This is a genomic window from Mycobacterium sp. RTGN6, from assembly GCF_033804605.1.
GTDB lineage: Bacteria > Actinomycetota > Actinomycetes > Mycobacteriales > Mycobacteriaceae > Mycobacterium.
Genome location: NZ_JAPZKZ010000007.1, coordinates 187,584 through 211,574 on the forward strand (window position 1 = coordinate 187,584; position 23,991 = coordinate 211,574).

At 67.2% G+C, this 23,991-nt stretch carries 25 protein-coding genes; 8 read left to right on the forward strand and 17 right to left on the reverse strand.

Annotated features, from left to right (window positions below):
• Positions 1-3 precede the first annotated feature (3 nt).
• From SLQ33_RS18720 to dxr, 4 genes are read right to left on the reverse strand one after another with little or no spacing between them, the layout of a single operon-like run.
• Entirely contained in the window at positions 4-858 is an 855-nt protein-coding gene (locus tag SLQ33_RS18720) for a GNAT family N-acetyltransferase (RefSeq protein ID WP_319455361.1), read from the reverse strand.
• Positions 859-909: 51 nt separating this feature from the next.
• A complete protein-coding gene (gene ispG / locus SLQ33_RS18725; protein ID WP_319455362.1) occupies positions 910-2,082 on the reverse strand; it encodes a flavodoxin-dependent (E)-4-hydroxy-3-methylbut-2-enyl-diphosphate synthase in 1,173 nt (390 codons plus the stop codon).
• An 8-nt stretch (positions 2,083-2,090) separates the two neighbouring features.
• On the reverse strand, positions 2,091-3,314 hold the full coding sequence (locus SLQ33_RS18730; RefSeq protein ID WP_319455363.1) for a M50 family metallopeptidase: 1,224 nt from the start codon (positions 3,312-3,314) through the stop codon (positions 2,091-2,093).
• Positions 3,311-4,474 carry a 1-deoxy-D-xylulose-5-phosphate reductoisomerase gene (gene dxr / locus SLQ33_RS18735; RefSeq protein WP_319455364.1) on the reverse strand — a complete coding sequence of 388 codons (1,164 nt, stop codon included), beginning with the start codon at positions 4,472-4,474 and terminating at the stop codon, positions 3,311-3,313. Before dxr ends, SLQ33_RS18730 begins: the two co-directional genes overlap by 4 nt.
• A gap of 201 nt (positions 4,475-4,675) precedes the next feature.
• Between dxr and SLQ33_RS18740 the strand changes: the two genes are divergently transcribed.
• Entirely contained in the window at positions 4,676-5,359 is a 684-nt protein-coding gene (locus tag SLQ33_RS18740; RefSeq protein WP_319455365.1) for a fasciclin domain-containing protein, read from the forward strand.
• 112 nt (positions 5,360-5,471) lie between these two features.
• The gene (locus SLQ33_RS18745) at positions 5,472-7,217 is read left to right on the forward strand and encodes a cytochrome c biogenesis protein DipZ (RefSeq protein ID WP_319455366.1); all 1,746 of its coding nucleotides are present in this window, start codon (positions 5,472-5,474) and stop codon (positions 7,215-7,217) included.
• Here the strand turns inward: SLQ33_RS18745 and sigI are convergent.
• Positions 7,208-8,050: an RNA polymerase sigma factor SigI gene (gene sigI / locus SLQ33_RS18750; RefSeq protein ID WP_319455367.1), complete on the reverse strand. Its 843-nt coding sequence runs from the start codon at positions 8,048-8,050 to the stop codon at positions 7,208-7,210. The two genes, SLQ33_RS18745 and sigI, sit on opposite strands and share 10 nt — an antisense overlap.
• 81 nt (positions 8,051-8,131) lie before the next feature.
• Here sigI and SLQ33_RS18755 point away from each other — a divergent pair, with 81 nt between their 5' ends.
• The 4 genes from SLQ33_RS18755 to SLQ33_RS18770 all read left to right on the forward strand — a co-directional run bounded on the left by SLQ33_RS18755 (position 8,132) and on the right by SLQ33_RS18770 (position 13,063).
• On the forward strand, positions 8,132-8,971 hold the full coding sequence (locus tag SLQ33_RS18755; RefSeq protein WP_319455368.1) for an NAD(P)H-binding protein: 840 nt from the start codon (positions 8,132-8,134) through the stop codon (positions 8,969-8,971).
• A gap of 15 nt (positions 8,972-8,986) precedes the next feature.
• Positions 8,987-9,448: a nitroreductase family deazaflavin-dependent oxidoreductase gene (locus SLQ33_RS18760; protein WP_319455369.1), complete on the forward strand. Its 462-nt coding sequence runs from the start codon at positions 8,987-8,989 to the stop codon at positions 9,446-9,448.
• Positions 9,449-9,466: 18 nt separating this feature from the next.
• Positions 9,467-11,617: an Rv1355c family protein gene (locus tag SLQ33_RS18765; RefSeq protein ID WP_319455370.1), complete on the forward strand. Its 2,151-nt coding sequence runs from the start codon at positions 9,467-9,469 to the stop codon at positions 11,615-11,617.
• A gap of 135 nt (positions 11,618-11,752) precedes the next feature.
• Complete coding sequence (locus SLQ33_RS18770) at positions 11,753-13,063, forward strand: cytochrome P450 (RefSeq protein WP_319455552.1); 1,311 nt, start codon at positions 11,753-11,755, stop codon at positions 13,061-13,063.
• A gap of 18 nt (positions 13,064-13,081) precedes the next feature.
• Here SLQ33_RS18770 and SLQ33_RS18775 read toward each other — a convergent pair whose 3' ends face one another.
• The 10 genes from SLQ33_RS18775 to SLQ33_RS18820 all read right to left on the reverse strand — a co-directional run bounded on the left by SLQ33_RS18775 (position 13,082) and on the right by SLQ33_RS18820 (position 21,042).
• Positions 13,082-13,825, reverse strand: a complete 744-nt coding sequence (locus SLQ33_RS18775) for a dienelactone hydrolase family protein (RefSeq protein WP_319455371.1) — start codon at positions 13,823-13,825, stop codon at positions 13,082-13,084.
• A 409-nt stretch (positions 13,826-14,234) separates the two neighbouring features.
• Positions 14,235-14,537: a DivIVA domain-containing protein gene (locus SLQ33_RS18780; protein WP_319455372.1), complete on the reverse strand. Its 303-nt coding sequence runs from the start codon at positions 14,535-14,537 to the stop codon at positions 14,235-14,237.
• Positions 14,538-14,595: 58 nt separating this feature from the next.
• The gene (locus SLQ33_RS18785) at positions 14,596-15,360 is read right to left on the reverse strand and encodes an SDR family oxidoreductase (protein WP_319455373.1); all 765 of its coding nucleotides are present in this window, start codon (positions 15,358-15,360) and stop codon (positions 14,596-14,598) included.
• Positions 15,357-16,178, reverse strand: coding sequence for a MerR family transcriptional regulator (locus SLQ33_RS18790; protein WP_319455374.1), 822 nt, complete (start codon positions 16,176-16,178; stop codon positions 15,357-15,359). Before SLQ33_RS18790 ends, SLQ33_RS18785 begins: the two co-directional genes overlap by 4 nt.
• A 40-nt stretch (positions 16,179-16,218) precedes the next feature.
• Positions 16,219-16,947, reverse strand: a complete 729-nt coding sequence (locus SLQ33_RS18795) for an Rv3717 family N-acetylmuramoyl-L-alanine amidase (RefSeq protein ID WP_319455375.1) — start codon at positions 16,945-16,947, stop codon at positions 16,219-16,221.
• A gap of 24 nt (positions 16,948-16,971) precedes the next feature.
• Positions 16,972-17,775, reverse strand: a complete 804-nt coding sequence (locus tag SLQ33_RS18800; protein ID WP_319455376.1) for a DUF4097 family beta strand repeat-containing protein — start codon at positions 17,773-17,775, stop codon at positions 16,972-16,974.
• Between the two features lie 36 nt (positions 17,776-17,811).
• On the reverse strand, positions 17,812-18,294 hold the full coding sequence (locus SLQ33_RS18805; RefSeq protein WP_319455377.1) for a histidine kinase: 483 nt from the start codon (positions 18,292-18,294) through the stop codon (positions 17,812-17,814).
• Positions 18,295-18,352: 58 nt separating this feature from the next.
• Positions 18,353-19,249 carry an allantoinase PuuE gene (gene puuE, locus SLQ33_RS18810; protein WP_319455553.1) on the reverse strand — a complete coding sequence of 299 codons (897 nt, stop codon included), beginning with the start codon at positions 19,247-19,249 and terminating at the stop codon, positions 18,353-18,355.
• Positions 19,250-19,297: 48 nt separating this feature from the next.
• Positions 19,298-20,167, reverse strand: coding sequence for a TIGR03619 family F420-dependent LLM class oxidoreductase (locus SLQ33_RS18815; protein ID WP_319455378.1), 870 nt, complete (start codon positions 20,165-20,167; stop codon positions 19,298-19,300).
• Between the two features lie 41 nt (positions 20,168-20,208).
• Positions 20,209-21,042, reverse strand: a complete 834-nt coding sequence (locus SLQ33_RS18820) for a mycofactocin-coupled SDR family oxidoreductase (RefSeq protein WP_319455379.1) — start codon at positions 21,040-21,042, stop codon at positions 20,209-20,211.
• A gap of 103 nt (positions 21,043-21,145) precedes the next feature.
• Between SLQ33_RS18820 and SLQ33_RS18825 the strand changes: the two genes are divergently transcribed.
• The gene (locus tag SLQ33_RS18825; protein WP_319455380.1) at positions 21,146-21,400 is read left to right on the forward strand and encodes a DUF2631 domain-containing protein; all 255 of its coding nucleotides are present in this window, start codon (positions 21,146-21,148) and stop codon (positions 21,398-21,400) included.
• Here SLQ33_RS18825 and SLQ33_RS18830 read toward each other — a convergent pair whose 3' ends face one another.
• Entirely contained in the window at positions 21,401-22,831 is a 1,431-nt protein-coding gene (locus SLQ33_RS18830) for a wax ester/triacylglycerol synthase family O-acyltransferase (RefSeq protein ID WP_319455381.1), read from the reverse strand. It lies immediately after the preceding gene.
• Positions 22,832-22,978: 147 nt separating this feature from the next.
• Between SLQ33_RS18830 and SLQ33_RS18835 the strand changes: the two genes are divergently transcribed.
• Positions 22,979-23,686: a DUF427 domain-containing protein gene (locus tag SLQ33_RS18835; RefSeq protein ID WP_319455382.1), complete on the forward strand. Its 708-nt coding sequence runs from the start codon at positions 22,979-22,981 to the stop codon at positions 23,684-23,686.
• Positions 23,687-23,755: 69 nt separating this feature from the next.
• Here SLQ33_RS18835 and SLQ33_RS18840 read toward each other — a convergent pair whose 3' ends face one another.
• Positions 23,756-23,929 carry a hypothetical protein gene (locus tag SLQ33_RS18840; protein WP_319455383.1) on the reverse strand — a complete coding sequence of 58 codons (174 nt, stop codon included), beginning with the start codon at positions 23,927-23,929 and terminating at the stop codon, positions 23,756-23,758.
• Positions 23,930-23,991: the final 62 nt, after the last annotated feature.

A 23,991-nucleotide genomic window follows, 5' to 3' on the forward strand; every position in this document is an offset into this window, starting at 1 on the left:
GAGTCAGTCGAGCAACACCGTGGCGAAGGTGCCGACCTGTTCGAACCCGATGCGCGTGTACGTCGCGCGGGCGACGGTGTTGTAGTTGTTGACGTAGAGGCTGGCGGTGCGGCCACTTCTGACGACCGCGGCCGCCAACGCTGCGGTGCCCGCCGCGCCGAGCCCGCGGCCGCGCCAGTCCGGATGCACCCACACGCCCTGGATCTGTCCGACCGCCGGGGACTGCGACCCGACCTCGGCCTTGAACACCACCTGCCCGTGCTCGAACCGGGCCCAGGCGCGGCCCGCGGCGATGAGTCCCGCGACGCGCCGACGGTACCCGCGTCCACCGTCGCCGAGCCTCGGGTCGACCCCGACCTCGCCGATGAACATGTCGATGGCGGCGATCAGGTAGGCGTCGAGTTCGTCCATCCGCACGGGGCGGACCGCGGGGTCGACGGCGCACCGCGGCGCGACGTCCAACGTCATCAACGGCTGATGTTCGCGCACGTCACGCGCAGGGCCCCAAGCGGTTTCGAGCCGTCGCCACATGGGCATCACCAACTCGGACCGTCCGACCAACGAGGAACACCGCCGCGCGCTGCTCATCGCCTTGTCGGCGAACGCGTTCAGGTCACCGACCTCGCCTCGCAGCGGAATCAGGTTGGGCCCGGCGTAGCACAGCGACTCGCTGGGCTGTCTGCGCGTCCACAGTTCGCCGCCGATCGCGGTCGGATCGACTCCGTGGTCGGCGACCCGCGACGCCACCATGCAGGAGCCCACCGGGTCGTCGTCCAATACGCGGCGCACGACTGCGGCATCCCGCACTACCGTGACGCGTCGCTCGTCGGCGAGGCGAAACAGCGGAGGAGCCGACATGGGGACTCTTTCTGGCGACCTGGCGGGTGACCCCGCTCACAGGGTCAATGCTCAGCTTACGGTGACCACCGGGGAACCGCTTGCACTTGCCTGTGGACCAAGCTCTGTGTCCATCTGGCTGGCGATCTTCATCGCCTCTTCGATCAGCGTCTCGACGATCTGCTGCTCGGGCACTGTCTTGATGACCTCACCGCGAACGAAGATCTGGCCCTTGCCGTTGCCGGACGCAACGCCGAGATCGGCCTCGCGCGCCTCCCCCGGCCCGTTGACGACGCACCCCATCACGGCGACGCGCAGCGGGACTTCGAGTCCCTCGAGGCCGGCGGTGACTTCGTTGGCCAACTTGTAGACGTCCACCTGGGCTCGCCCACACGACGGACAGGACACGATCTCCAGTCCGCGAGGCCGCAAATTCAGCGACTCCAGGATCTGGTTGCCGACCTTGACCTCTTCGACCGGCGGCGCCGACAGCGACACCCGGATGGTGTCGCCGATGCCGCGGGACAGCAAGGCGCCGAACGCAACCGCCGACTTGATGGTGCCCTGGAACGCCGGCCCGGCCTCGGTGACGCCGAGGTGAAGCGGGTAGTCGCACTGCGCCGCCAACTGCTCGTAGGCGGCGACCATGATGACGGGATCGTTGTGCTTCACGCTGATCTTGATGTCGCCGAAGCCGTGCTCCTCGAACAGCGAGGCCTCCCACAACGCCGACTCCACCAACGCCTCGGGGGTGGCCTTGCCGTACTTCTTCATCAACCGCGGATCCAACGAGCCGGCGTTGACGCCGATGCGGATCGGGATGCCCGCCGCTCCGGCAGCCTTGGCGACCTCCTTGACCCGGCCGTCGAACTCCTTGATGTTGCCGGGGTTGACGCGCACCGCGGCGCAGCCCGCGTCGATGGCGGCGAAGATGTACTTCGGCTGGAAGTGGATGTCCGCGATCACCGGGATGTTCGCCTTCTTGGCGATCGTGGCCAGCGCGTCGGCGTCCTCCTGGCGCGGACAGGCGACGCGCACGATGTCACAGCCGGACGCCGTGAGCTCGGCGATCTGCTGCAGCGTGGCGTTGACGTCGTGGGTCTTGGTGGTGCACATCGACTGCACGGCGACGGGATAGTCGCTGCCGACGCCGACGTCGCGCACCATCAGCTGACGGGTCTTGCGCCGCGGCGCCAATACCGGCGGCGGTGGCGACGGGATGCCCAATCCGATGGACGTGGCCATGGTGTCTCCTATTGGAAGAGGCTGATGGGGTTGACCAGGTCGGCGGTGACGGTCAACAACATGTACGCGGCGCCCACGATCACGACGACGTAGGTGGCGGGCATCAACTTCATGTAGTCCACCGGCCCCGCGGGCAACAGCCCACGCGCCTTGCGGAGCATGTCGCGCACCTTCTCGTACGTCGCGACGGCCATGTGGCCGCCGTCCAACGGCAGCAGGGGCAGCAGGTTGAAGGCGCCGAGGACGAAGTTCAGCTGCGCAAGCAGGAACCAGAAGATCACCCACAGATCGGCCGCGACGGCCTCACCGCCGAGCCGGCTGGCACCGACCACGCTGATCGGCGTCTCCGGATCGCGCTCGCCGCCGCCGATCGAATGCACCAGCGCACCGATCTTCGTCGGGATCTTGAGGAGCGCCTCGCCCAGCTTCACGGAGAGCTCACCGGTGAAGGCGAACGTGGCGGGCACCGCGGACACCGGGTTGTACTGCGTCGGCTCGACCCTGGGGGTGCTTGCGCTGATGCCCACCGCTCCGACCGTGGCCGGCTCCGTGGCGTCCTTCGACGTGAACCGTTGGGTCTGCTGGACGGCCACGTTCAGCGTCAGCTGCTCGCCCTCGCGTTCCACGACGACGGGGACGGTGCCGCGCTGCGGCTGCAGGGCGGCGACGACCTCGTCGGGGCTGTTGACGTCCTTGCCGCCGATCTTCACGATCTGGTCGCCGGTGCGAATGCCGGCCAGCGCCGCGGGCCCGGGGTCCTGGCACGTGCCGTACTTGCCCCGCTCGAGCTCGGGCGCCACACACGACGTCTTGCTGACCACCGGCGTGGTGGGCGGGTTCAGGTCGGGCAGCCCCCACACGTTGGCGATGCCGTAGATGACGACGAGGCCGACGATGAAGTTCATGCCGGGCCCGGCGAAGAGCACCGCGACCCGCTTCCACGTCTTCTGCTTGTACATCGCGTAGGGCTCGTCTTCGGGCGCGACCTCGTCGACCGCCGTCATGCCCGCGATGTCGCAGAAGCCGCCGAGCGGGATGGCCTTCACGCCGTACTCCGTGTAGCCCAGCTTGTTGGGGCGCTTGGTCGACCACAGGGTCGGGCCGAAGCCGACGAAGTAGCGGCGCACCTTCATCCCGGTGGCGCGCGCCGCCCACATGTGACCGCACTCGTGCAACGCCACGGAGATCAAGATGCCCAGCGCAAGCAGCACCAGGCCTACTACGTACATCATCGAGTGGGAACTACCTCCTGTGCGACGGCACGTCGGGCCCGGTCGCGGGCCCAATCTTGCGCATCGAGTACGTCATCCACGGTAGCTGGTTCTTTGGCCCACTGATCTGAGGCGTGCAGCACGTCGGCGACGGTGCGCACGATGGCAGGGAATCGAATACGGCCCGCCAGGAACGCCGCGGCGGCCTCTTCGTTGGCGGCGTTGTACACCGCCGTCAGGCAGCCGCCACGGCTACCGGCCTGCCTGGCCAGGGCGACGGCGGGGAAGACGTCGTCGTCGAGGGGCTCGAACTCCCAGGTCGACGCGGTGGCGAAGTCGCAGGCCAGCGCCGCGCCGGCGACCCGCTCGGGCCAGCCGAGCGCCAGCGCGATGGGCAGCTTCATGTCCGGTGGGCTGGCCTGGGCGATGGTCGACCCGTCGGTGAACGTGACCATCGAGTGGACGATGGACTGCGGGTGGACGACGACGTCGATGCGGTCGTAGTCCACGCCGAACAGCAGGTGCGTCTCGATGAGCTCGAGGCCCTTGTTGACCAGTGACGCCGAGTTGAGCGTGTTCATCGGACCCATCGACCACGTCGGATGGGCACCGGCCTGCTCGGGGGTGACGTCCTCCAGGGCATCGGCCGACCAGCCGCGGAAGGGGCCGCCCGACGCGGTGAGCACGATCTTGGCGACCTCGTCGGCGGTGCCGCTGCGCAGGCATTGCGCCATGGCCGAGTGCTCGGAGTCGACGGGGACGATTTGGCCGGGTGCCGCGGCCTTGAGCACCAATGGCCCGCCCGCGACGAGCGACTCCTTGTTGGCCAGGGCGAGCCGGGCTCCGGAGGCAAGTGCGGCCAGCGTCGGGCGCAGGCCGAGTGCCCCGACCAGCGCATTGAGCACCACGTCAGCCTCGGTGTCCTCGATCAACCGGGTGACGGCTTCGTCGCCGGCATACGGCACGTCGCCGAGTTCGGCGGCGACGGCTGCGTCGGCGACCGCGACGTTGGTGACCCCGGTTTCGGCGCGCTGACGGGCCAGCAGTTCGGGGTTGCCGCCACCTGCGGCCAGCCCGACGACCTCGAAGCGGTCGGGGTTGGCGGCGACGACCTCCAGCGCCTGGGTACCGATCGACCCGGTGCTGCCCAGGATCAAGACCCGGAGTCGGCCGCTGCTCACGTGTCCATTGTGCCGTCAAGAGGCGGAATCCCGGCATCGGGACGAGTGAATTCTGCGGACGGTGTCGTGTGCGCGAGCTGGATGTGACGCATCTATGACGCGCCACGTCACGTGCCATCCGTGACCGAGCTCACCGCGAATCCCCGATGTCAGAGCCGAGGGCGGCACCCGCGTCGTCCCAGAAACATTGGAGTCGAAGTCATGAAATCAAGTCACCGCAAGGCCGTTGCAGCGGCGGGTCTGAGTGCGATCGCGGTGCTCGGCCTTTCCGCGTGTTCGAGCGATATGTCCACGGAGGCCTCCAGCAGCTCGGCTGCCACCTCGTCGAGTTCGGCGATGACCGCCGCGCCGGCGATGCCGTCGGCAAGCGCGATGGGCGATCCCGCCGCCGATCTGGTCGGCACCGGCTGCGCCGGATACGCCAAGACCGTCCCGTCCGGACCCGGTTCCGTCACGGGCATGGCACAGGATCCGGTCGCCGTCGCCGCGTCCAACAACCCCGTGCTGACGACGCTGACGTCGGCGCTGTCCGGGAAGCTCAATCCGAACGTGAACCTGGTCGACACGCTCAACAGCAATCCCGGCCTGACGGTGTTCGCGCCGACCGACGACGCGTTCGCCAAGATCGACCCGGCCACGATCGAGAAGCTGAAGACCGACTCCGACCTGCTGACCAAGATCCTGACCTACCACGTGGTCGAAGGCCAAGCCAGCCCAACCGCGGTCGTCGGCGATCGCACGACGCTGGAGGGCGGCACCGTGACCGTCACCGGCGCAGGCCCGGAGCTCAAGATCAACGACGCCGGCCTGGTCTGCGGTGGCGTCAAGACCGCGAACGCCACGGTCTACATGATCGACACCGTGTTGATGCCGCCCGCGATGTAGGTCACCGTCCACCGCGAGCAGACGCAAAATGCCCTGAATCGCGCTGATTCAGGGCATTTTGCTGGGCCCCCGCTTGCGGGGACTGCTCACGCAAGAAAGAGAGCACCCAGCAATGACCACACTGATCCTCATTGGCTTCATCGGCGGGCTGATCACCGGAATTTCCCCGTGCATCCTGCCCGTCCTGCCCGTCATCTTCTTCTCGGGCACGCAGAGTGCGCGCGCCTCCGAACCGCAACCGGAAGGCGGCGACGGCGCGGTCGCCATCAAGACCCCGCCCAAGCGCACGCTGTCGGACACCCTGCGGCCCTACCGCGTGATCGCGGGTTTGGTGCTCAGCTTCAGCGTCGTGACGCTGCTCGGCTCGGCCTTGCTCTCGCTGCTACACCTGCCCCAGGACGCGATCCGCTGGGTCGCGCTGGTCGCGCTGGTGGCGATCGGGCTCGGGCTGATGTTCCCGCAGTTCGAGGCGCTACTGGAGAAGCCGTTCTCACGGCTACCGCAGAAGCAGTTCGGTTCCGGCCGAAGCGGATTCGGATTGGGGTTGGCCCTCGGCGTGCTGTACGTCCCGTGCGCCGGACCGGTGCTGGCCGCGATCGTCGTCGCCGGCGCGACAGGAACCATCGGCCTGTCCACCGTGGCGCTGACGCTGTCGTTCGCGGTGGGCGCCGCCCTGCCGTTGTTGTTCTTCGCCCTGGCCGGGCAACGGGTTGCTGAGCGGGTAGCGGCATTCCGGCGGCGGCAGCGTGAAATCCGCGTCGTCGCAGGCCTCGTCACGATCCTGCTCGCCGTCGGATTGGTGTTCAACCTGCCCGCCGTGCTGCAGCGCGCCATCCCCGACTACACGAGCGGCCTGCAGAGGCAGGTCGGCGGCGAGGAACAACTACGCGAACTGAACCTGGGCGGCCTCGTCAACGAGCAGAACGCCGAACTGTCGAACTGCTCCGACGGCGGCCCCGAACTCCAGAGCTGCGGAACGGCCCCCGACATCAAGGGCATCACCAAGTGGCTCAACACCCCCGGAAACGCGGCGGTCGACCTGAAGTCGTTGCGCGGCAAGGTCGTATTGATCGACTTCTGGGCATATTCCTGCATCAACTGCCAACGCGCGATTCCGCACGTCGTCGGGTGGTATGACGCCTACCGCGACAAGGGTTTCGAGGTCATCGGGGTGCACACGCCGGAGTACGCCTTCGAGAAGGAGGAGGCCAACGTCGTCAGCGGCGCAAAGGATCTCGGCATCACCTACCCGATCGCCATGGACAACGGCTTCTCGACGTGGACCAACTATCGCAACCGGTACTGGCCCGCCGAGTACCTCATCGACCAGCAGGGCACGGTGCGTCACGTCAAGTTCGGCGAGGGCGGCTACGACGACACGGAACGGCTTATCCGCCAACTACTTTCAGAAGGCGACGCGGAGCTACCACCCGCCACCGAGGCACAGGACACGACTCCCACGGAGCAGCTCACTCCAGAGACGTACTTCAGCGTCGGCAAGGAGGTGAACTACGGTGGCCAGGGCGCCTACGACCAGGGCACCCGGACATTCGAATTCCCGGCACGACTCGCCGACGACAGCTTCGCGTTGCGTGGCCCGTGGGCGCTGGACTACCAGGGCGTCACGGCGCAGGCAGACGGTGCTGCCATCGCGCTGAACTACCACGCCCGCAACGTGAATCTGGTGGTCGGCGGCACGGGCACCGTGACCGTGACGAGGGCTGGCCAGACCACCAGCATCTTCGTCAGCGGGCCGCCCAACCTGCGTCAGCTCGTCACGAATGACGACGACGGCAACGGCAGCGTGGAAGTTGCGCTGTCCAAGGGCTTGCAGGCGTTCTCGTTCACCTACGGCTGACGAGGCGCGAAGCGGGCCGACGGATCCGCGGTGGCTTCGATCTTCAGGATCCGGCCATCGCGGATCGTCAGCACCACCACGGCGAACAACCGCCCCTCGGCGAAGGCCAGCAGCACGGGCTCTCCCGGCGCACCGACGACCAACGTCGCACCCGGTCCCAGGTAGCGCAGCAGGTTGGTGGCGACGTCGTGCGGCCCATGGTTGACCTGCGGCGGCGGCGCCGGATCGGCGAGCACGGTGCCGACTCCCCACACCGCGGGATCGAGCACGGACGCCAGCGCCGCAAGGTCGCCGTTGGCGCATGCGGCGATGAACGCGTCGGTGACGCGCTGATGTTCGTCGGGAGCTACGGCGGCGGGTCGCGGACCGGCACCCCTGAACTTGGCCCGGCCACGACGGGCGAGTTGTCGGCACGTGCCCACGGGTCTTCCGACGGTCTCGGCGATCTCGTCGAACGGCAGCGCGAACACGTCGTGCAGTACGAAGGCCACCCGCTCCCCCGGGCTGAGTAGGCGAAGTGTCTCCATGAGGGCGTGGCTGACTTCGTCGTCGAGGGTCACGCGGTCGGCGGGATCGGCGGCGACGGGGACGTCGTGATCCGGTGGCAGGCTCGTCTCGTGCCGGGTTCGCGCCGACCTGAGTTGGTCGAGGCACAGCCGTCCCGCCACCACCGTGAGCCAGCCCCGTTCGTCGTCGACGTCGTCCGTTCGGGAAAGCCGCAGGAATGCCTCCTGCGCGACGTCCTCGGCCTCCCCGACGTCGCCGAGCATCTGATACCCGAGGTTGACGAGGTAGGCGTGGTGGTCGCGCCAGGCAGCGCTCAGCTCGGTCATGGTGATACGACGAAACGGCGGCCGGAAAAGTTACGCGTTGGGATTCGTAACTTTCTGGATGGCTGCCCCGTCCTTGATGACATGTTCACGATTCTCGTCACAGGCGCCACCGGCAACGTCGGCCGCCCCCTCGTCACCCACCTCACCGCCGCGGGCGCCGACGTCCGAGCGGTCACCCGCAATCCCGACGACACGGGCCTTCCTCCGGAGGTCGCCGTCTACCGTTCCGCCGTCGACGCGCTATCCGGGTGCGACGCGGTGTTCCTCAACTCGCGTGCGCTCGGGGAGGCGCTGGCCGACACCGTCGAGGCGGCGCGTGCAGCTGGCGTGCGGCGACTCGTCGCGCTGTCGGCCATCAACGCCGACGACGACTTCTCCCGTCAGCCGTCGCGGGTCCGCGGCGACCGCAACAAGGAGGTCGACGAGCTCGCCGCCGGTTCGGGGCTGGAGTGGGTCAGCCTGCGGCCCAGCGTGTTCGCGTCCAACTTCGGCGGGATGTGGGGTGCACAGCTCCGGGCCGGCGACGTGGTCAGCGGGCCGTACGCGACCGCGTCCACCGCACCGATCGCCGACGGCGACGTCTCCGCCGTGGCGGCCCGCGCGCTGCTGACCGATGACCTGGTGGGCCAACGCATCCCGATGACAGGGCCTCAGTCACTCACCAACGCCGAGCTCGTCGAGACGGTCGGTGCGGTGCTCGGCCGCACGCTCGAGTATCACGAGGTTCCGCCGGAGTTGGTCCGCCAACGGTTCATCGGCATCGGGTTTCCCCCGGCGTTCGCCGACGCCTACATGGGACTGCTGCTCGAGACGGTGGGACGACCGGCACTGGTCACCCACGACGTCGAGAAGATCCTCGAGCGCCCGGCGACGCCCTTCGCCGCGTGGGTGTCCGACCATCGTCAAATGTTCACCGATTAACAAGGGAGTCAACACATGTCGAGTACAACCAATCCCAGCCCGCCCGCGTGGCTGAAGCAGATGAACAAACTGGTGCTCGCCTTGGGGCGCATCGGCGTCCCCGCTGGCCCGTCGCAAGTGCTGACGGTGCCCGGGCGCAAGTCGGGGCAGCCGCGCAGGACGCCGATGACGCCGTTCGACCACGAGGGCGGGCTCTACACCGTGGCCGGCTATCCGGGGGCCGACTGGGCGGCCAACGCGCGGGCCGCCGGCGAGGGCACACTGACCCGCGGCCGCCGCTCACGCCGCGTCCGGATCGTGGAGCTTTCCGCAGCCGAATCCGGGCCAATACTACGGTCTTTCGCCGTCAAGGTGCCCGTCGGTGTCGGGTTCGCCAAGCGCAGCGGGCTGGTGGTCGACGGCACGCCCGACGAATTCGAGGCGCTGGCCGGACGCCTTGCGGTGTTCCGGTTCGATCCGATTCATCCACGGGGGTAGTTGCACTAGTCTGGCGCCGTGACCGAGCCCGACGCGACCGCTTACGCGGCGCAGATTCTGGACCCGAATGAGGCCACCGATCGTGCGGCGTTGGAGCGGTTGCGAGCGGACCCCGGGATCGAGTTCCTCGACCACCGCGACGCACAGCTATCAGGTCTGCGCAGTCTTCGTCCGGCGCCCGATGAAGAGTTGCTGGCCGAACCAGGTCGGTGGGCTTACTACCCGTGGCGGCGCACCGTCGTTGCGGTGCTGGGCCCGCGCGGGTTTCGAGCACTACGACTTGATCGCAACAGAAACAACATCACCACTCAAGAACAGGCCCGGTTCAACTCGCTGACCATCGGAGTCGCTGGTCTTAGTGTCGGCCACGTCATCGCTCATACCCTGGCGTTGCAGGGATTGTGTGGTGGACTTCGGCTGGCTGATTTCGATCACCTGGAACTGTCGAATCTGAATCGGGTACCGGCCACGGTGTTCGACCTCGGGTTCAACAAAGCTCACGTGACAGCACGCAGGATCGCTGAGCTTGACCCCTACCTCGTCGTGGAAGTGTTCGACGCCGGGCTCACCGTCGACACGGTCGACCCATTCCTGGATGGACTCGACGTCGTCGTCGAAGAGTGCGATTCGCTCGACATGAAGGCTCTCCTGCGCATCGGCGCTCGTGACCGGCACATTCCAGTGGTGATGGCTACCAGTGACCGTGGAATAGTCGATGTAGAACGTTTCGATCAGGAACCTGAGCGTCCGATCCTGCATGGACTCCTGGGCCAGCTGGATGTCGGCCTGTTGCCTGGCATGAGTAGTCGGGAAAAGATCCCCCACATGCTGCGCCACCTCGAGGCTGAACGAATATCGCCCCGCGCGGCCGCATCTCTCATCGAGGTTGACCGGTCGCTGTCGACCTGGCCCCAGTTGGCATCCGACGTCGTCGTCGGCGCCTCGGCATTGGCCGAAGCCGTGCGCAGAATAGGTCTGGGTGAAACCCTACGATCTGGTCGGTGCCGCATCGATATTGGTTGGGCGCTCGACCAACTCACCGAGCCCGAGATGGCCCAGCGGCGTCCCGCTCCCGAAGTCGAGCACACCAACGCCCCGGTGCCTTCGACGGCGGACGACACCATCATCACTGCCGCTATGCGCGCACCGTCTGGCGGAAACCACCAGCCCTGGCGTATCGACGCGGAACCGACCAAGGTCACCATCAGCGTTGCCGCAGAACACAAGTCAACGATGGACGCCGGTTTCCGTGGCAGCGCTGTCGCATTGGGCGCAGCCCTGTTCAACGTCAGAGTCGCCGCTGCCGCCCGCGGAATGCTCGGTCCGGTGAGCATTGTTGAGGACGTGGACGGATCCCCGCTACGGGCCACCATGACCTTCGAGGACGGCAGCGACCCTGCCCTTGCCGATCTGTACGAACCGATGCTTGCGCGCGAGACCAACCGCCATCACGGAACGCCTCAAACGCTTGACGACGAGACGATCAAGTTACTCACCGCCGCCGCCGAGTGGCAGGGGGCGCAGCTGCATCTGCTCACCGGGCAAGCCGATCTTGCTCGGGCCGCAGCGATTTTCGGTGCAGCCGACCGCATCCGGTTCTTGACGCCGCAGCTGCACACAGAGCTGGTCACAGAGCTCCGCTGGCCCGGCGATCCCGACCCCGACACCGGAATCGACATACGCACTCTCGAACTCGATGCCGCCGACGTGGCGTTGCTTGATGTCTTGCGCCGGCCTGACGTCATGGCTCACCTGGCGGAATGGAACGCCGGCAGCGCGCTGGGCGACGACATGCGCGACCGCGTCCTCGCCAGCTCCGCGCTGGCGGTGATCACCGTAACCGGAGATAGTCTCGGCGACTACGCGAGGGGAGGGTCAGCCGTTGAGGCGGTATGGATCCTCGCGCAGCGCGAAGGCCTCAGCGTTCAGCCGTTGTCACCTGTGTTCTTGCATGCTCGCAGTACCGCCGATCTCAACGAGTTGTCGGAGCGCTTTGCCGACGAATTAGGGCAGTTGCAAGGCGATTTCGTGCGCCTCACCGGAATTGATCCCGAGGAAGCCATCGTGCTGGTGCTGCGGTTCACCGCCGCACCGCCGGCGTCAGTACCGAGCCGTCGCACTCTGAGCCGAGTCCGTGTGCAGCAGCAGGTCGAATGGCTGTCGCCGTGAACGGCATACCCGTTGCTCGGTAAGCTTCGAACTTGATCGGCGTGCGTAGCGCTATCCCAGGAGGAAGACGTGGTTCAGGTTCAGGTCCCTTCGGGCGATGGGCTCACGTCACTGCCCCTGCCGCCGGTGAACCCGATGCCTTTTCGGCAGCGCGTCTCGGCAGTGAGGGAATTCAGCACGGGGACGGAGCGGCTGCGTGATGCCGGCGGACCAGTTACCGCCTTCACGTTGGGGCCGCGCTGGCTAATGCCTCCGATGGTGCTGGCGACGTCGCCGGGTGCTATTCGCGACGTCCTGAGCACCAAAGATGACTCCGTTGACAAGACGACCCCGGTCTTCGACCAGATGCGCCGCATCATCGGCGCCAACCTGGCCACTCTCCCTTTCGAGCCGTGGAAGTCGCGTCGGCGCACCCTACAACCCGTGTTCACCAAGCAGCGTGTGAACGAGTTCGGTGGTCACATGGCGCAGGCGGCGCAGGCGGTGTACGAGGGGTGGCGCGAGGATGCTGACGTCGATTTGGACGCCGAGTGCCGCACGCTGACCTTGCGCGCACTTGGCCGATCGGTGCTCGGGCTCGACCTGGAGGAGCCGGGCAACGAGGTCGCCGAGCCGTTGCGAGTCGCGTTGACCTATGCGATCAGGCGCGCGACGCGCCCGCTGCGCGCTCCACGTTGGTTGCCGACACCGGCGCGTCGGCGTGCGCGCGCGGCGAGCGCCAAACTGCACGCTTTGACGCAGAAGATTTTGCGTGAGTGTCGCGCGGATCCGACGCGAGTTGCGCCGCTGGTGAGGGCACTGATCGCCGCCGAGGATCCGGAAACCGGAAATCGGTTGTCCGACGAGGAGATTTGCGACGAGCTGATCATATTTCTGTTCGCCGGCCACGACACCACCGCAACGACCTTGACGTATGCCCTGTGGTCGTTGGGTCATCACGCCGACTACCAGGACCGCGTCGCGGCAGAAGTTGCGGCACTACCGGATCGGCCGCTAACGCCCGACGACATTCCGCAGCTGGGCTACACCGTGCAGGTGATCCGGGAGTCGCTTCGGCTGTGCCCGCCAGCGCCCACCGGGACGCGCATGGCGTGCCGCGACATCGAAGTAGGCGGGTATCTGGTGCCGAAAGGCACCATGGTCGTGGTCGGGAGAATGGCCGTACAGCGCGATCCGACACTCTGGGACGACCCGCTTCGCTTCGACCCCAACCGGTTTAGCCCCGAGAACTTCACGGCCCTCGATCGCTGGAAGTACCTGCCGTTCGGCGGCGGACCGCGGTCGTGCATTGGCGACCACTTCGCCATGCTCGAAGTCACACTCGCCTTGGCGACCATCGTTCGTGGAGTCGAAATCCGTTCTCTTGATGACGAATTCCCGCTTGCATTACATTTCACCATGATTGCCGGTGGTCCGATCCGTGCCCAGGTTCGACCGCGTCGCTAGCACGCGGCGCGGGCCAGCTCAGGCTTGGCCGGTGGTGTTGAGATCGCCGTCGGTTCCGGTGAGGTGTTCGGTGAAGAAAGTGATGATGCGCCGCCACGCGTCTTCGGCCTCGGGCTCGGAGTAGGACATCCCGGCGATGCCGGCGACGAGGCGAATCGGAGCGGGCACAGCGTGGTCGTTCATGAAGCTATGGCCGACGTGGGGGTATTCCCTAACGTCATGTGCCACCTGGCCACCTGCGAGCACAGCCTCAAGCCTGGCTGCGGTGCCACGCGCCACAATGGGGTCTTTGGCGCCGAAGCTGGCCACGACCGGGCAGGATTGCTGGAGTTTTTCGACGTCCTTGGGAAGGACGGCATAGCTGGGTGCGGCCGCGTCGAACAGGCCGCTGGGGGCCAGTTGTAAACAGAATCCTGCGCCCATGCAGAAGCCCGCCAGGCCGACTTTTCCGGTGCACCGGGCGTCGGCGATGAGGTGTTCGCGGGCGGCAAGCAGGTCGCCGTAGGCGGCGCCGCGGCCGGTGAAGTGCGCGCGGATGGTGCTGATCATGCATTTGATCTTGGGGCCGTGGCTGTCGTAGAGCGCGGGTGCTAGTGCCAGATAGCCGCTGGCGGCAAAGCGGTCGGTGATCCGTTTCAGGTCGGTTGTCATGCCGAGAACGTCTTGGACGACCACGACGCCGGGCCAAGGGCCCTCGCCTTCAGGGATGGCGAGATGGCCGGAAACGTGGCCTTCAGCAGCCGGATAGGTGATATCTGGCATCGAGTGTCACCGTTGATTCTTTGGTAGAGGAGGGCTGGCGGGGACGTCGTCGAGCAGCGCTGCATGAGCGGTGGGATCGAGGGGATGCGGTCTGGGCAAACACCGCGCTTGACGCAAGAGCGCAAGCGGGTGCATGCAATGCCTCCATATCGATGCCCCGAACAATACAGCAGTATTGTGCCTTGGTCCCCGGCGGAACTGGCTGAGCCGCTCGCCGCCGTCAGACAAGATGTTTGGCTTGCCCCGGACGCTGCTGCCATGTCCCATCGGCGACCGACTGAGCGATCTCCCGGATGCGTCGCTGCGACCTGATCCAACCGCGTACGCGCTCGGTGCACTGCTCGTTTCCGTCGCGCTTGATCACGATCACCCACGGCCCTGAAGGATCCTTGGGAAGCTAGGCAGCGTTCTAGTGCTGTCCGCCGGTCCCCCTCAGCTGTTGCGCGACACGCTCGAGGAATTCGTCGACTTCGCCTGCGTGGTAACCGCGCCGTCCGAATGGAGGCTTCGAGAAGGCCCATTCGTCGACCTCGACGGCCGTCAGTCCACCCACCGCGTGCGGGTTTCTGAGCGTTTGTTCGACAAGGGTGAGGAACGCGTCGACTTCCTCTTCGTAGTAGCTCTTGCCGATCAGCGGCCTAGAGAACGCGACGCTGCTCACGTCGTCGGCGGTCAGTTCGTCGTATGACGCCCTCGGCTGCTCCTGGTCCATCACCGAATCGTTGCAGCCACCAGCCGCCGCTGCAGCGAATCGCGCACACCACCAACAGCTATATGGTCCGGACGGTCCCTCCGTCGACGATGACGTCGGCACCGACGATCGACGACGCGGCGTCCGAGACCAGGAACCCGACGACTTCGGCGACCTCCTCGGGTCGCGCCGGGCGGCCCAGCGGGATGCCACCGAGCGAGTCCATCAACGACTGCAATGCTGCGGACTCGTCGGATCCGCTCGCCGCCGCAATCCGTTCGACCAGCGCATCGGCTGCTTCGGTCTGGATGAAACCCGGCGACACGGTGTTCACGCGAATCCCCTTGGGGGCCAGTTCGTTCGCCAGTCCCTTGCTGTACGTGCGCAGCGCGGCCTTGGCGGCTGCGTATCCGAGTGTGCCGTCGTACAGCGGCATGCGGCTCTGGATTGAAGCCGTGTGGACGATCGCACCGCTGCCGGCGGCGATCATCTCGGGCACCAGCGCGCGGTCGAGCCGTACCGCGCCGAGCAGGTTCAGTTGCAGCTCGGCGAGCCAATGCTCGTCGGTCATCATCGCGAATCCGCCTGCCGGCGTGCTCGATCCGCCCGCGACGTGGACCAGGATCTGCGCACCGCCACGCTCGGCGACGTGCTGTGCCACGGTGTCGGTGCCCGCGCGAGTCGTGATGTCGGCCGCGACGAAGTCGACCGACGGATCAGCGTCCGGTCGGTTGCGTGCGACCACGGTGGTCGATGCACCCGCCGCGCGCAGTCGCGCGACCACCGCGGCGCCCGCACCCTTGCTTCCGCCCGTGACCACCGCGTGGCGTCCTTCGAGGTTCATCGGTTCGTCCCTTCGCGATCGGACCGGAACACCGGCCAACACAGGTCGGTCACCCATCGCGACGAGTCGTCGGTGTCCCAGGAGAAGACCTGGTAGTACTCGCGCAGCGGAGCCTCGACGCTGATCTCGTGCTGCGTCGCGTAGTCGCCGAGTTGGGTGTAGGCAAGATCGACGTCGTCGTGCGGTCCGTGGTGTTCGACCACGACGAGTTCGGCTGCAGGCACCACGAATTGGTCGATCCGGCCGGTGGGCACGACGGCACCCTCGACGGGCACGAACACCGTCGCGGGCCCGCGGTCGCGCGCGAAGACGTCGAAGCCGTACAACCCAGCGGGCGGTCCGGTCCGGGTGAGGGCCTGCTCGTCGACCGCGACCAGCAGTTCGGTCACCGCGCCAAAGAACCACTCGGGCAACTCGTCGCGATCGACGTCGGCGTGCACGGCGATCGACGGCACGGCGGGAACGCTGCGATGTCGTACTTGCGGCCCATCGACCGGCGGGTCGAGGATCGCGCGCAACGCCGCGACGGCGGCGCGGGTCTCGGCCAGCTGCGCTTCGAGCCTGCCGAGGTGCGCTGTGATCGCCGTGTTGCGGTCATCGGGGCCGACGGCCAACACCGACTTCACGTCGGCCACCGGCATGTCGAGCTCCCGCAGCCGGCGCACCACCTGCGCGGTGGGTACCTGCTCGCGCGTGTAGTAGCGGTAGCCGGTGACCGGGTCGATTCGATGCGGAACGACGAGGCCGACGTCGTGGTAGTGCCTTAACGTCTTGACGCTCAGTTGCGTCATACGGGAGAAGTCGCCGATCGAGAGCATGCAGTCAGTGTGGAGTCTCCCGCTGCGGGAGAGTCAAGCCTCAACCCGTGAGGTACGCCTCGACGCCCCGCACGACTGCGGCCGCATACTCCGCCTGGCCCTGCGGACTGGTCATGCGGGCCGCATCGTCGGCGTTGCGCATGTTGCCCAACTCGACCAGTACGGCGGGATAGTCGGCGAGGTTGAGCCCGGCGAGGTCGGCCCGCCCGTACAGCCCGTTCGACCCGATGTAGGTCGACGGAGCCAGGCCGGATGCGACCAACTGGTCACGCATCACGTTGGCCAACCGCATCGCCGCGCCGGACTGCGCGTCGTTCAGCGGCGGGCTCGAGTAGTTGACGTGAAAGCCGTGACCGGACGCCGGTCCCCCGTCACCGTGGATGCTGACGATCGCGTCGGGATGCGCCGCGTTCGCGGTCGCGGCCCGCTGATCGACGCACGGCGCTGGCCCGGTGTCGTCGGTGCGGGTCAACACCACGTTGGCGCCGAGTTGGGCGAGTTGGCTGCGGATCACGGACACCACGTCCCACGTGAACGTGTGCTCGGGAAAACCGTCGTTGGTGGACGTTCCGGTGGTCTGGCAGTCCTTGGTGCCGCCGCGGCCGTTGGGCACCTGGCGGGTGAGCGCACCGTCGACGGAGGCACCGTGGCCGGCGTCGAGGACGACGGTCTTGCCCGCGAGGTCAGCGGCTTCCGCGTGCGGGGCGGGCCCGGCCAGCAGCCCGCCCCCGGCCAACAGGACGATCGCCACCAGCACCGAGGCACGCACCGCGAAAGGCTAGCAAGGCCTGCATCAGGCGGCCGCCGGACCCGTCGCGCGCTGGACGACCACGTCACCCGATCCCGTCCGCGCGTGCACGACGAGCGTCTCGTCACCCTCGGCGGGTCCGTCTGACTGCGCCAAGGTGTTGCGCACCGCGCCCGAGCGGGTCCTCAGATCCAGTTGCGCGGCAGTGCCTTCCGCGATGCCGACCGCGACCTCGCCGCTGCCGGTCTGCGCGGAGATGTTGCCCCTGACCGCGGCGGAGACGGTGACGTCGCCCGACGCCGTCTGGGCGCTGAGGCGGCCCGCCAACCTGCCGACCACGAGCGAACCGCTGGCCGCGCGGAACTTGACGTCGCCATCGAGTTCCCCAAAGGACGCATCGCCCGACGCGGTCGACACGGACACCGAGTCCTTGGCGGCGTGCACGGTGATGCCGCCAGAAGCCGTGTCCGCCTTGAGGTTTCCTAGCACAGACCCGACTGACAGGTCACCGCTGGCGGTGGCGAACTTGCAGTCGCCGTACTCGCCGTCGGCGGTGATTTGCGCCGACGCGGCCGAGGCGTCCAGCCGCGAGCCCGACGGCAGCGCGATGTCGACGACCACCGCTCCCCTGCGCGGAAAGGAGAAGCCGCGGCCGCTCGCCACCGCGAGGGTGCCGTTCTTGAAGTCGACGCGGACCTGTTCGGCGGCCTTGACGTCGTGAGGCCGTGACTCGTCGCGCGGCCGAACCTCGACGACCGTGTCGGCGCGTTCACTGGCGATGAGTCTGACGGCACCGGCGGAGATCTCCACCGTCGCGGTAATGGGTTGCGGTGTATCGAAAGTGGGCATCATTCCTCCAGTTGTTGTGTTGTTGTTTCTTCGTGGCTAACGGACCCAGCCGCTGAAGTGCGTGCTGGAATCGCCCGGTGGTCGTCGGGGCCGACCGGCGCCGAGCGCCGCCGACACGGCACGGACCAGCCAGGCGTTCACCGACAGCCCGTCGCCTCGCGCAGCCGCGTCCACGCGGGTCCGCACGTTCTCCGGCAGCCGCAGCGTGACGCGCCAAGTGCCGCCTTCGTCCTCGGGTTCGCCGACCGGGACTGCAGGCACGTCGGGCAGTTCCGACGGACCCGCATCGACGGTGAATTCGGGATCGCGCCCGCGGAGCCGCACCTCGACCGAGCCGGGCGCGAGGTCGCGGGTGATCATCTCCGCCGCCTCGGACAGCGCCTCGAGCATGGCCAGGCGGATGGCCGACTCCAACGGCGCGGTCAACCTTTCGGCCAGCGCTTGCGCGTCGGGTCCCCCGGCGGCGGCTGCGACGCTCAGTTCGTGGCGTACCGCGTCGACGTACGGTTGCAAGTCCATGGTGTCATGGTGACATCACTTTGACGTCATGGCAAGTGTCATTCTGACGCCGTCGGCGTCAGCGGCTCAAATCGGCTGGTGGGAAGTGTTCGATCCAGTGCCGCGCGATGTCGACCCGGCGCGCAATCCACACCTTGTCGTGCTGTTGCACGTGGTCGAGAAAGCGTTCCAGCGCCGCGATGCGCGCCGGACGCCCGACGATCCGACAGTGCAGTCCGATCGACAGCATCTTCGGTGCACCTGCCGCGCCTTCGGCGTAGAGCACGTCGAACGCATCCCGCAGATACGTGAAGAAGTCGGTGCCGCTGGGGAATCCGCTGGGCGAGACGTACTTCATGTCGTTGGTGTCCAGCGTGTACGGCACCACCAGGTGGTCCTGGCCTGCGACGTGCGTCCAGTAAGGGAGATCGTCGGCGTACGAGTCGGAGTCGTACAGGAAACCACCGTGCTCGACGATGAGCCTGCGGGTCTGGGGGGAGTCCCGGCCGGTGTACCAGCCCAGCGGCGCCGACCCGGTCAACTCGGTCATGACGCGGACCGCTTCGGCCAAGTGTTCGCGCTCGACCTCGGGTTCGACGAGCTGGTAACTGAGCCAACGCAATCCGTGGCAGGCCAGTTCGTCGCCGCGCGCGGTGAATGCGGCGACCGCCTCCGGGTTGCGGGCCAGCGCCGTGGCGACCCCGAAGATGGTCAGCGGCAGGTCTCGCCGGTCGAACAGCCGCAGCACCCGCCAGAGCCCGGCCCGGGAGCCGTACTCGTAGAGCGATTCCACGCTCATGTGTCGATTCGGGAATGCCTGCGCCCCAACCACATCGGAGAGAAACGTCTCGGACTCCTGGTCGCCGTGCAGAACGTTGCGCTCGCCGCCCTCCTCGTAGTTGAGCACGAACTGCAACGCGACGTTGGCGCCGCCCGGCCAGCAGGGATCGGGTGGGACGGGGCCGTACCCGACCATGTCGCGTGCGTAGTCCTCAGTGCTCACGCGTTGAATTCTGACAGCGGATCACCGTACTTTCGCGATGACGGTCTCGGCGAAGCGTTCGATGGGCGCGCGGAAGGATGCGACGTCGGTGGGATCGACGCCCTCGGCCCCCATCCACGGGGCCGCCATGACGGCCGTGATGCCGATGTCCTCCGCGCGTTTGTAGAGGTCGGCGCTCGGTATCTCCATCAGCGCCAGCATGATCTCGAACGGTTCGTCGGCCCGCCCGTACTCGCGGCGCAGCGCGTGGAGCCGCTCGACGTAGGGCACTGCGGCATCCCAGGTGTAGGCCGTGCCGACCCAACCGTCGCACAGTCGCGCGGCCCGGCGCAGCGCCGCATCCGACTCGCCACCGGACATGATCGGCACGGGTCCAGGAGGATGGGGCTCGAGCATCAGTTCCGGCACCTGGTAGTGCTCACCGCTCCACGACACCCAGCCGCCCTGCCACAGCGCACGCAGCGCGGGGATCATCTCGTTGAGCCGCTTGCCGCGGTTCTCGAACGGCTGGCCAAGCAGGTCGAATTCCTCCCGCATCCAGCCGGCCCCGACCGTCAGCGCCACCCGGCCCTCGGAGATGACGGCCGCGGTGGCGACCTGCTTGGCCACTTCGAGCAGCGGACGCGACGGCGCGATGTAGACGGCATTGGTGAAGCGCAGCCGACTGGTGGTGGCCGCCATCGCGCCGATCATCACCCAGGAATCGGGCCATGCCGTCTCCGGTTCCCATGGCGGCTTGTCCGCGCCCGACGGGTAGGGCGAGCTGAGCTCCCGCGGATAGATCAGGTGGTCGGCGCAGATCATCCCGTCGAATCCGGTTTCGTCCAGCATGCGCGTGACGGCCAATGCGTCCGCGGTGTCGAGGAAGGCCGTACCGGACCAGAATTGCATTCCCTCACACTGCCGCATCGCGAGGTCTCAGGTGATCGGTTCTACCTCAGCTGGAGGCCGCCGTCGATCGGCAGCGTGACACCGGTCAGGAACCGGCCCGACGGGCCGCACAGGTACACCATCGCGTCGCTGACGTCTACGAGGTCGACGACCGGGATGGGCAACACCGGCTGCTGGCCAACGCCGAACCCGCCGGTCTCCTCGACGAAGCGGCCGGCCGCCTCGTTGATGACCATCGGGGTCGGCACTCCGCCGGGATGCACCGAGTTGACGCGAATGTTCTTCTCCGCCAACGACGTCGCGAAGTAGCGCATCAGGCCCACGACACCGTGCTTGGCGGCGTTGTACCCCGCCGCTCCGGCGCTCATCGTGTCGAAGCCCGGACTGATCGACTTGAGTCCGGCCGCCGAGCTGGTGATGACGATCGCCCCGCCGTCGCCGTGCTGCAGCATCGCGGGCAGCGCCGCCTCGACCGTGTAGTACACGCCGTTGAGCATCACGTCGATGGCGTCGACGAACGTGGCGGGCTCGCGCCGCCGATCACCGATCCCGGTCAGGATCCCCGCGTTGGCGAGCACGAAGTCGATCCGCCCGAACGCCTCGACGCCCTTGGCCACGGCTGACTTCAGGGCCTCGAGGTCGCGGACGTCACCCTGCTCGGCGACGATGCGCCTGCCGGTCTTCTCGACCAGGTTGACGGTCTCGTCGAGATCCTCTGGAGTCGCCATGGGGTATCCGACGCTGGCGATCTGGTCGCAGAGGTCGAACGCGATGATGTCGGCGCCCTCTTCGGCGAACCGGACGGCGTGTGCGCGGCCCTGGCCCCGCGCGGCGCCGGTGATGAACGCGACCTTGCCCTCGAATGGCTGTGACACGACGATCACCCTAGTCAAGCCGTCCGCTGCCACTGCATCGGCTACGACGGCACGTCGTATGCCAGAATGTGGCCAGTTGACACTCACCACCCGAGGAGCAGCCGTGGCCAACACCGAGGTCGAGCGACACACCGGCGTCGACGTCGAGGAAGTGCCCTCCGCGAACTGGGGCTGGTCCAAGGAGAACCACCGCCTGCTTCAGATCTGCGGCATCCTCTCCGGGATCTTCATGCTGTGCATGCTGCGCGGTAACCACGTGGGCCGCGTCGAGGACGTCTTCCTCATCTTCTTCGCCGTCGTGATCTTCTTCATCGTCGGGCGCGACTGGTGGCTGCGCCGCCGCGGGTGGACCCGCTAGCTAGCGCGCCGCCGCCAACGGTAGGACCGCACCGACTTCGGTGAGGTGCTCGGAAAATCCGGCGGCCCTGCGGATATCGACGAAGGCCTGCACCATTGCGTCGGTCATCTCGTGCGGATCATCGGTGGTCAGATCGTCGGTCAACACCGAGATGCTCAACTGGTCGACGTAGCTCCACACGGTGATGTTCATGCCACTGCCGACCACCAGCGGGCCCACCGAGTAGATCTCGCTGATCGTCGCGCCGCTGAAGTGTCCGCGTTCGCGTGGACCGGGCACGTTGGAGACGGTCAAGTTCATGATCGCGCTGGACCCCATCCGCTTGGACTGCCAGCGGAAGGCCGAAGGTGCAATCGCCGGCGGCAGGTAGTTCATCCACGCCGGGATCAGGCTGGGGCCGAGCAGCTGGTGGTTCTCCTTCGCGATCCGCGTCGACGTGGCGGTCAAGCTGACGCGCTCGAGCGGATCGTCGCGGTGGATGGGCAGCGACGGTGTCAGGTAGGTGAATTCGTTGCCCACCAACCGATCCAGGTTGCCGTAGTTGATCGGCACCCCAGCGATCAGCGGTGACTCCGCAGCCCCGTCGTAGCGCAGCGAGAGCTCGCGTAGCGCACCCGCCGCCGTCGCCAGCACGACGTCGTTGAGCGTGACGCCGAGCGCCTTCGCGACCTCCTTGACGTCGGCGAGCGCCAGCGGCGCGGTCGCGAACCGGCGAACGGGCGACACCACGTGGTTGATGAACGACGGCGGCGGCGCGAAGTTCGACGCCAGTTCTGGGTGCTTGCCACGCTCCTTTCCCCGACGACGCACGCGCGTCACACCACGGCCCGTCTCGGCGACGAGCCCGGGCAGCCGGCGCAGCTGACGCACGTGGTCCCGGACCGCGGCCCTCAGCAGTCCGATCGTGGTGCGCTCGGCGTCTTCGGTGCGAATGGCGGTCGACGGAAGCTCCGGCGGGTCCGGCTGGATGGCCCAGCCCATCTGATTCGCCGACGCGACGCCGTCGGCCAGCACGTGGTGCACCTTGTGGATGACGGCGATCCGGTCACCCGTGAGCCCCTCGGCGACGTACATCTCCCACAGCGGGCGGTTTCGGTCCAGCGGTGTGCCGGCGAGCTCGCCGATGAGGTGGTCGAGTTCGCGACGGCCGCCCGGCGCGGGCACCGTTACCTGCCGCACGTGGTAGTCGAAGTCGAGCTCGGCGTTCTCGATCCACATCGGGTGGTGCAGCTTGAACGGAATGTTCACCAACTGGTACCGCAGCGGCCGAAGCGCCAGCAACCGGGGCTCCGCAATCTCGCGGAACATCTCGAAGGTGAACCCGCCGTCGAGTCCGGAGACATCGAGGATCCCGATCTTCATCGTGTGCATGTGGATCTGCGGCGCCTCGCTGTACAGCAAGAGGGCATCGACACCGTTGAGTCGCCTCACTGGACCTCCCCTCGCCGCGTGGCGCAGCTCGATTTGACTCCCCCCAGGGGACCTAGCCGACCACTTCGACCAAACCGTCACAAGCCGAGCCGGTGGACGTCACAGCCGGGCGTGACATTCTTCGTTGACTTTGTAAGCCTTGGTGCCATGAGTCTCGTCGCGGGCCGCGGGCCGTTCGGACAGGATCCAGCCGGCTGGTTCACCCCGCCGGTGCCGGCCCAGCCGGTCTACGTCGAACTGCACCCCCGCCGCATTCAGGCGCTGGTGGACGGCCAACCGGTGATCGACACCGAGCGGGCGTTGATGGTGCACCGGCTCGGCCAGCCGCTCAGCTACGCGTTTCCGGCCGACGAGGTCGGGCAGCTGCCGCACGAGCCGGTTCCGGAAGCCCCCGGATTCGTCCGCGTGCCCTGGGATGCGGTGGACGCGTGGGTCGAGGAGGGTCGGCGGCTGGTGCACTATCCGCCGAACCCGTATCACCGGGTCGACTGCCGCCCCACCTCGCGGGGCCTGCGCGTCTCAGTCGGCGATGTCGTTCTCGTCGACACCAGCGACACGGTCATCGTGTTCGAAACATCGCTGGAGCCAAGGCTCTACGTGGCACCAGCCCTAGTCCGGATGGATGTGCTGAGGCCGTCCGAGACGTCGAGCTACTGCAACTACAAGGGGACGGCGACGTACTGGACCGCCGCCGTCGGGGACCTCGTCGTCGAGGACGTGGCGTGGAGCTACCCGGAGCCGCTGCCCGAGACCACGCCCATCGGGGGCTTCCTGAGCTTCGACGCGACCCGGTGCGACGTCATCGCCGAGTTGCCGAGCGCCGACGGCGCCTCGTCGTGTGGCTGCGAGGTCTGAGTCGGTCGGGCCTGCCCCACACGGGTTGGCAGCAAAACGGTCTCGCGAAATAGACGAATGCCAAGAGTCTCAAATCCCTGCCTTATCACGGGCATCGGGATGAACGCGCAGATCGACCGTCATTGGGCTGTGGTCGCTGTGTTTAATCCACTCGGCATAAGCGCCTACCGAGACAGTTTCGATCGCATCGGGCGGCGACACGAAGGTGTAGTCGATGTGGTAGGTGGTTTCGGCGTTCTTCATCCACCAGAGAGTCTCAAAACACACGGCATACGAGAGTCTCGAAAGTCAGTCACGATTGCAGC

Bases quoted from the DNA above. Each gene is read 5' to 3' on its own strand.
- SLQ33_RS18775 (WP_319455371.1), bottom strand. From the start codon at position 13,825: ATGCCAGATATCACCTATCCGGCTGCTGAAGGCCACGTTTCCGGCCAT.
- SLQ33_RS18805 (WP_319455377.1), bottom strand. From the start codon at position 18,294: ATGGACTTGCAACCGTACGTCGACGCGGTACGCCACGAACTGAGCGTC.
- SLQ33_RS18770 (WP_319455552.1), top strand. From the start codon at position 11,753: ATGCCTTTTCGGCAGCGCGTCTCGGCAGTGAGGGAATTCAGCACGGGG.
- SLQ33_RS18720 (WP_319455361.1), bottom strand. From the start codon at position 858: ATGTCGGCTCCTCCGCTGTTTCGCCTCGCCGACGAGCGACGCGTCACG.
- SLQ33_RS18730 (WP_319455363.1), bottom strand. From the start codon at position 3,314: ATGATGTACGTAGTAGGCCTGGTGCTGCTTGCGCTGGGCATCTTGATC.
- SLQ33_RS18780 (WP_319455372.1), bottom strand. From the start codon at position 14,537: ATGGACCAGGAGCAGCCGAGGGCGTCATACGACGAACTGACCGCCGAC.
- SLQ33_RS18755 (WP_319455368.1), top strand. From the start codon at position 8,132: ATGTTCACGATTCTCGTCACAGGCGCCACCGGCAACGTCGGCCGCCCC.
- SLQ33_RS18815 (WP_319455378.1), bottom strand. From the start codon at position 20,167: ATGCAATTCTGGTCCGGTACGGCCTTCCTCGACACCGCGGACGCATTG.
- puuE (WP_319455553.1), bottom strand. From the start codon at position 19,249: ATGGTCGGGTACGGCCCCGTCCCACCCGATCCCTGCTGGCCGGGCGGC.
- SLQ33_RS18800 (WP_319455376.1), bottom strand. From the start codon at position 17,775: ATGCCCACTTTCGATACACCGCAACCCATTACCGCGACGGTGGAGATC.
- SLQ33_RS18785 (WP_319455373.1), bottom strand. From the start codon at position 15,360: ATGAACCTCGAAGGACGCCACGCGGTGGTCACGGGCGGAAGCAAGGGT.
- SLQ33_RS18760 (WP_319455369.1), top strand. From the start codon at position 8,987: ATGTCGAGTACAACCAATCCCAGCCCGCCCGCGTGGCTGAAGCAGATG.
- ispG (WP_319455362.1), bottom strand. From the start codon at position 2,082: ATGGCCACGTCCATCGGATTGGGCATCCCGTCGCCACCGCCGCCGGTA.
- SLQ33_RS18745 (WP_319455366.1), top strand. From the start codon at position 5,472: ATGACCACACTGATCCTCATTGGCTTCATCGGCGGGCTGATCACCGGA.
- sigI (WP_319455367.1), bottom strand. From the start codon at position 8,050: ATGACCGAGCTGAGCGCTGCCTGGCGCGACCACCACGCCTACCTCGTC.
- SLQ33_RS18835 (WP_319455382.1), top strand. From the start codon at position 22,979: ATGAGTCTCGTCGCGGGCCGCGGGCCGTTCGGACAGGATCCAGCCGGC.
- SLQ33_RS18790 (WP_319455374.1), bottom strand. From the start codon at position 16,178: ATGCTCTCGATCGGCGACTTCTCCCGTATGACGCAACTGAGCGTCAAG.
- SLQ33_RS18840 (WP_319455383.1), bottom strand. From the start codon at position 23,929: ATGAAGAACGCCGAAACCACCTACCACATCGACTACACCTTCGTGTCG.
- SLQ33_RS18740 (WP_319455365.1), top strand. From the start codon at position 4,676: ATGAAATCAAGTCACCGCAAGGCCGTTGCAGCGGCGGGTCTGAGTGCG.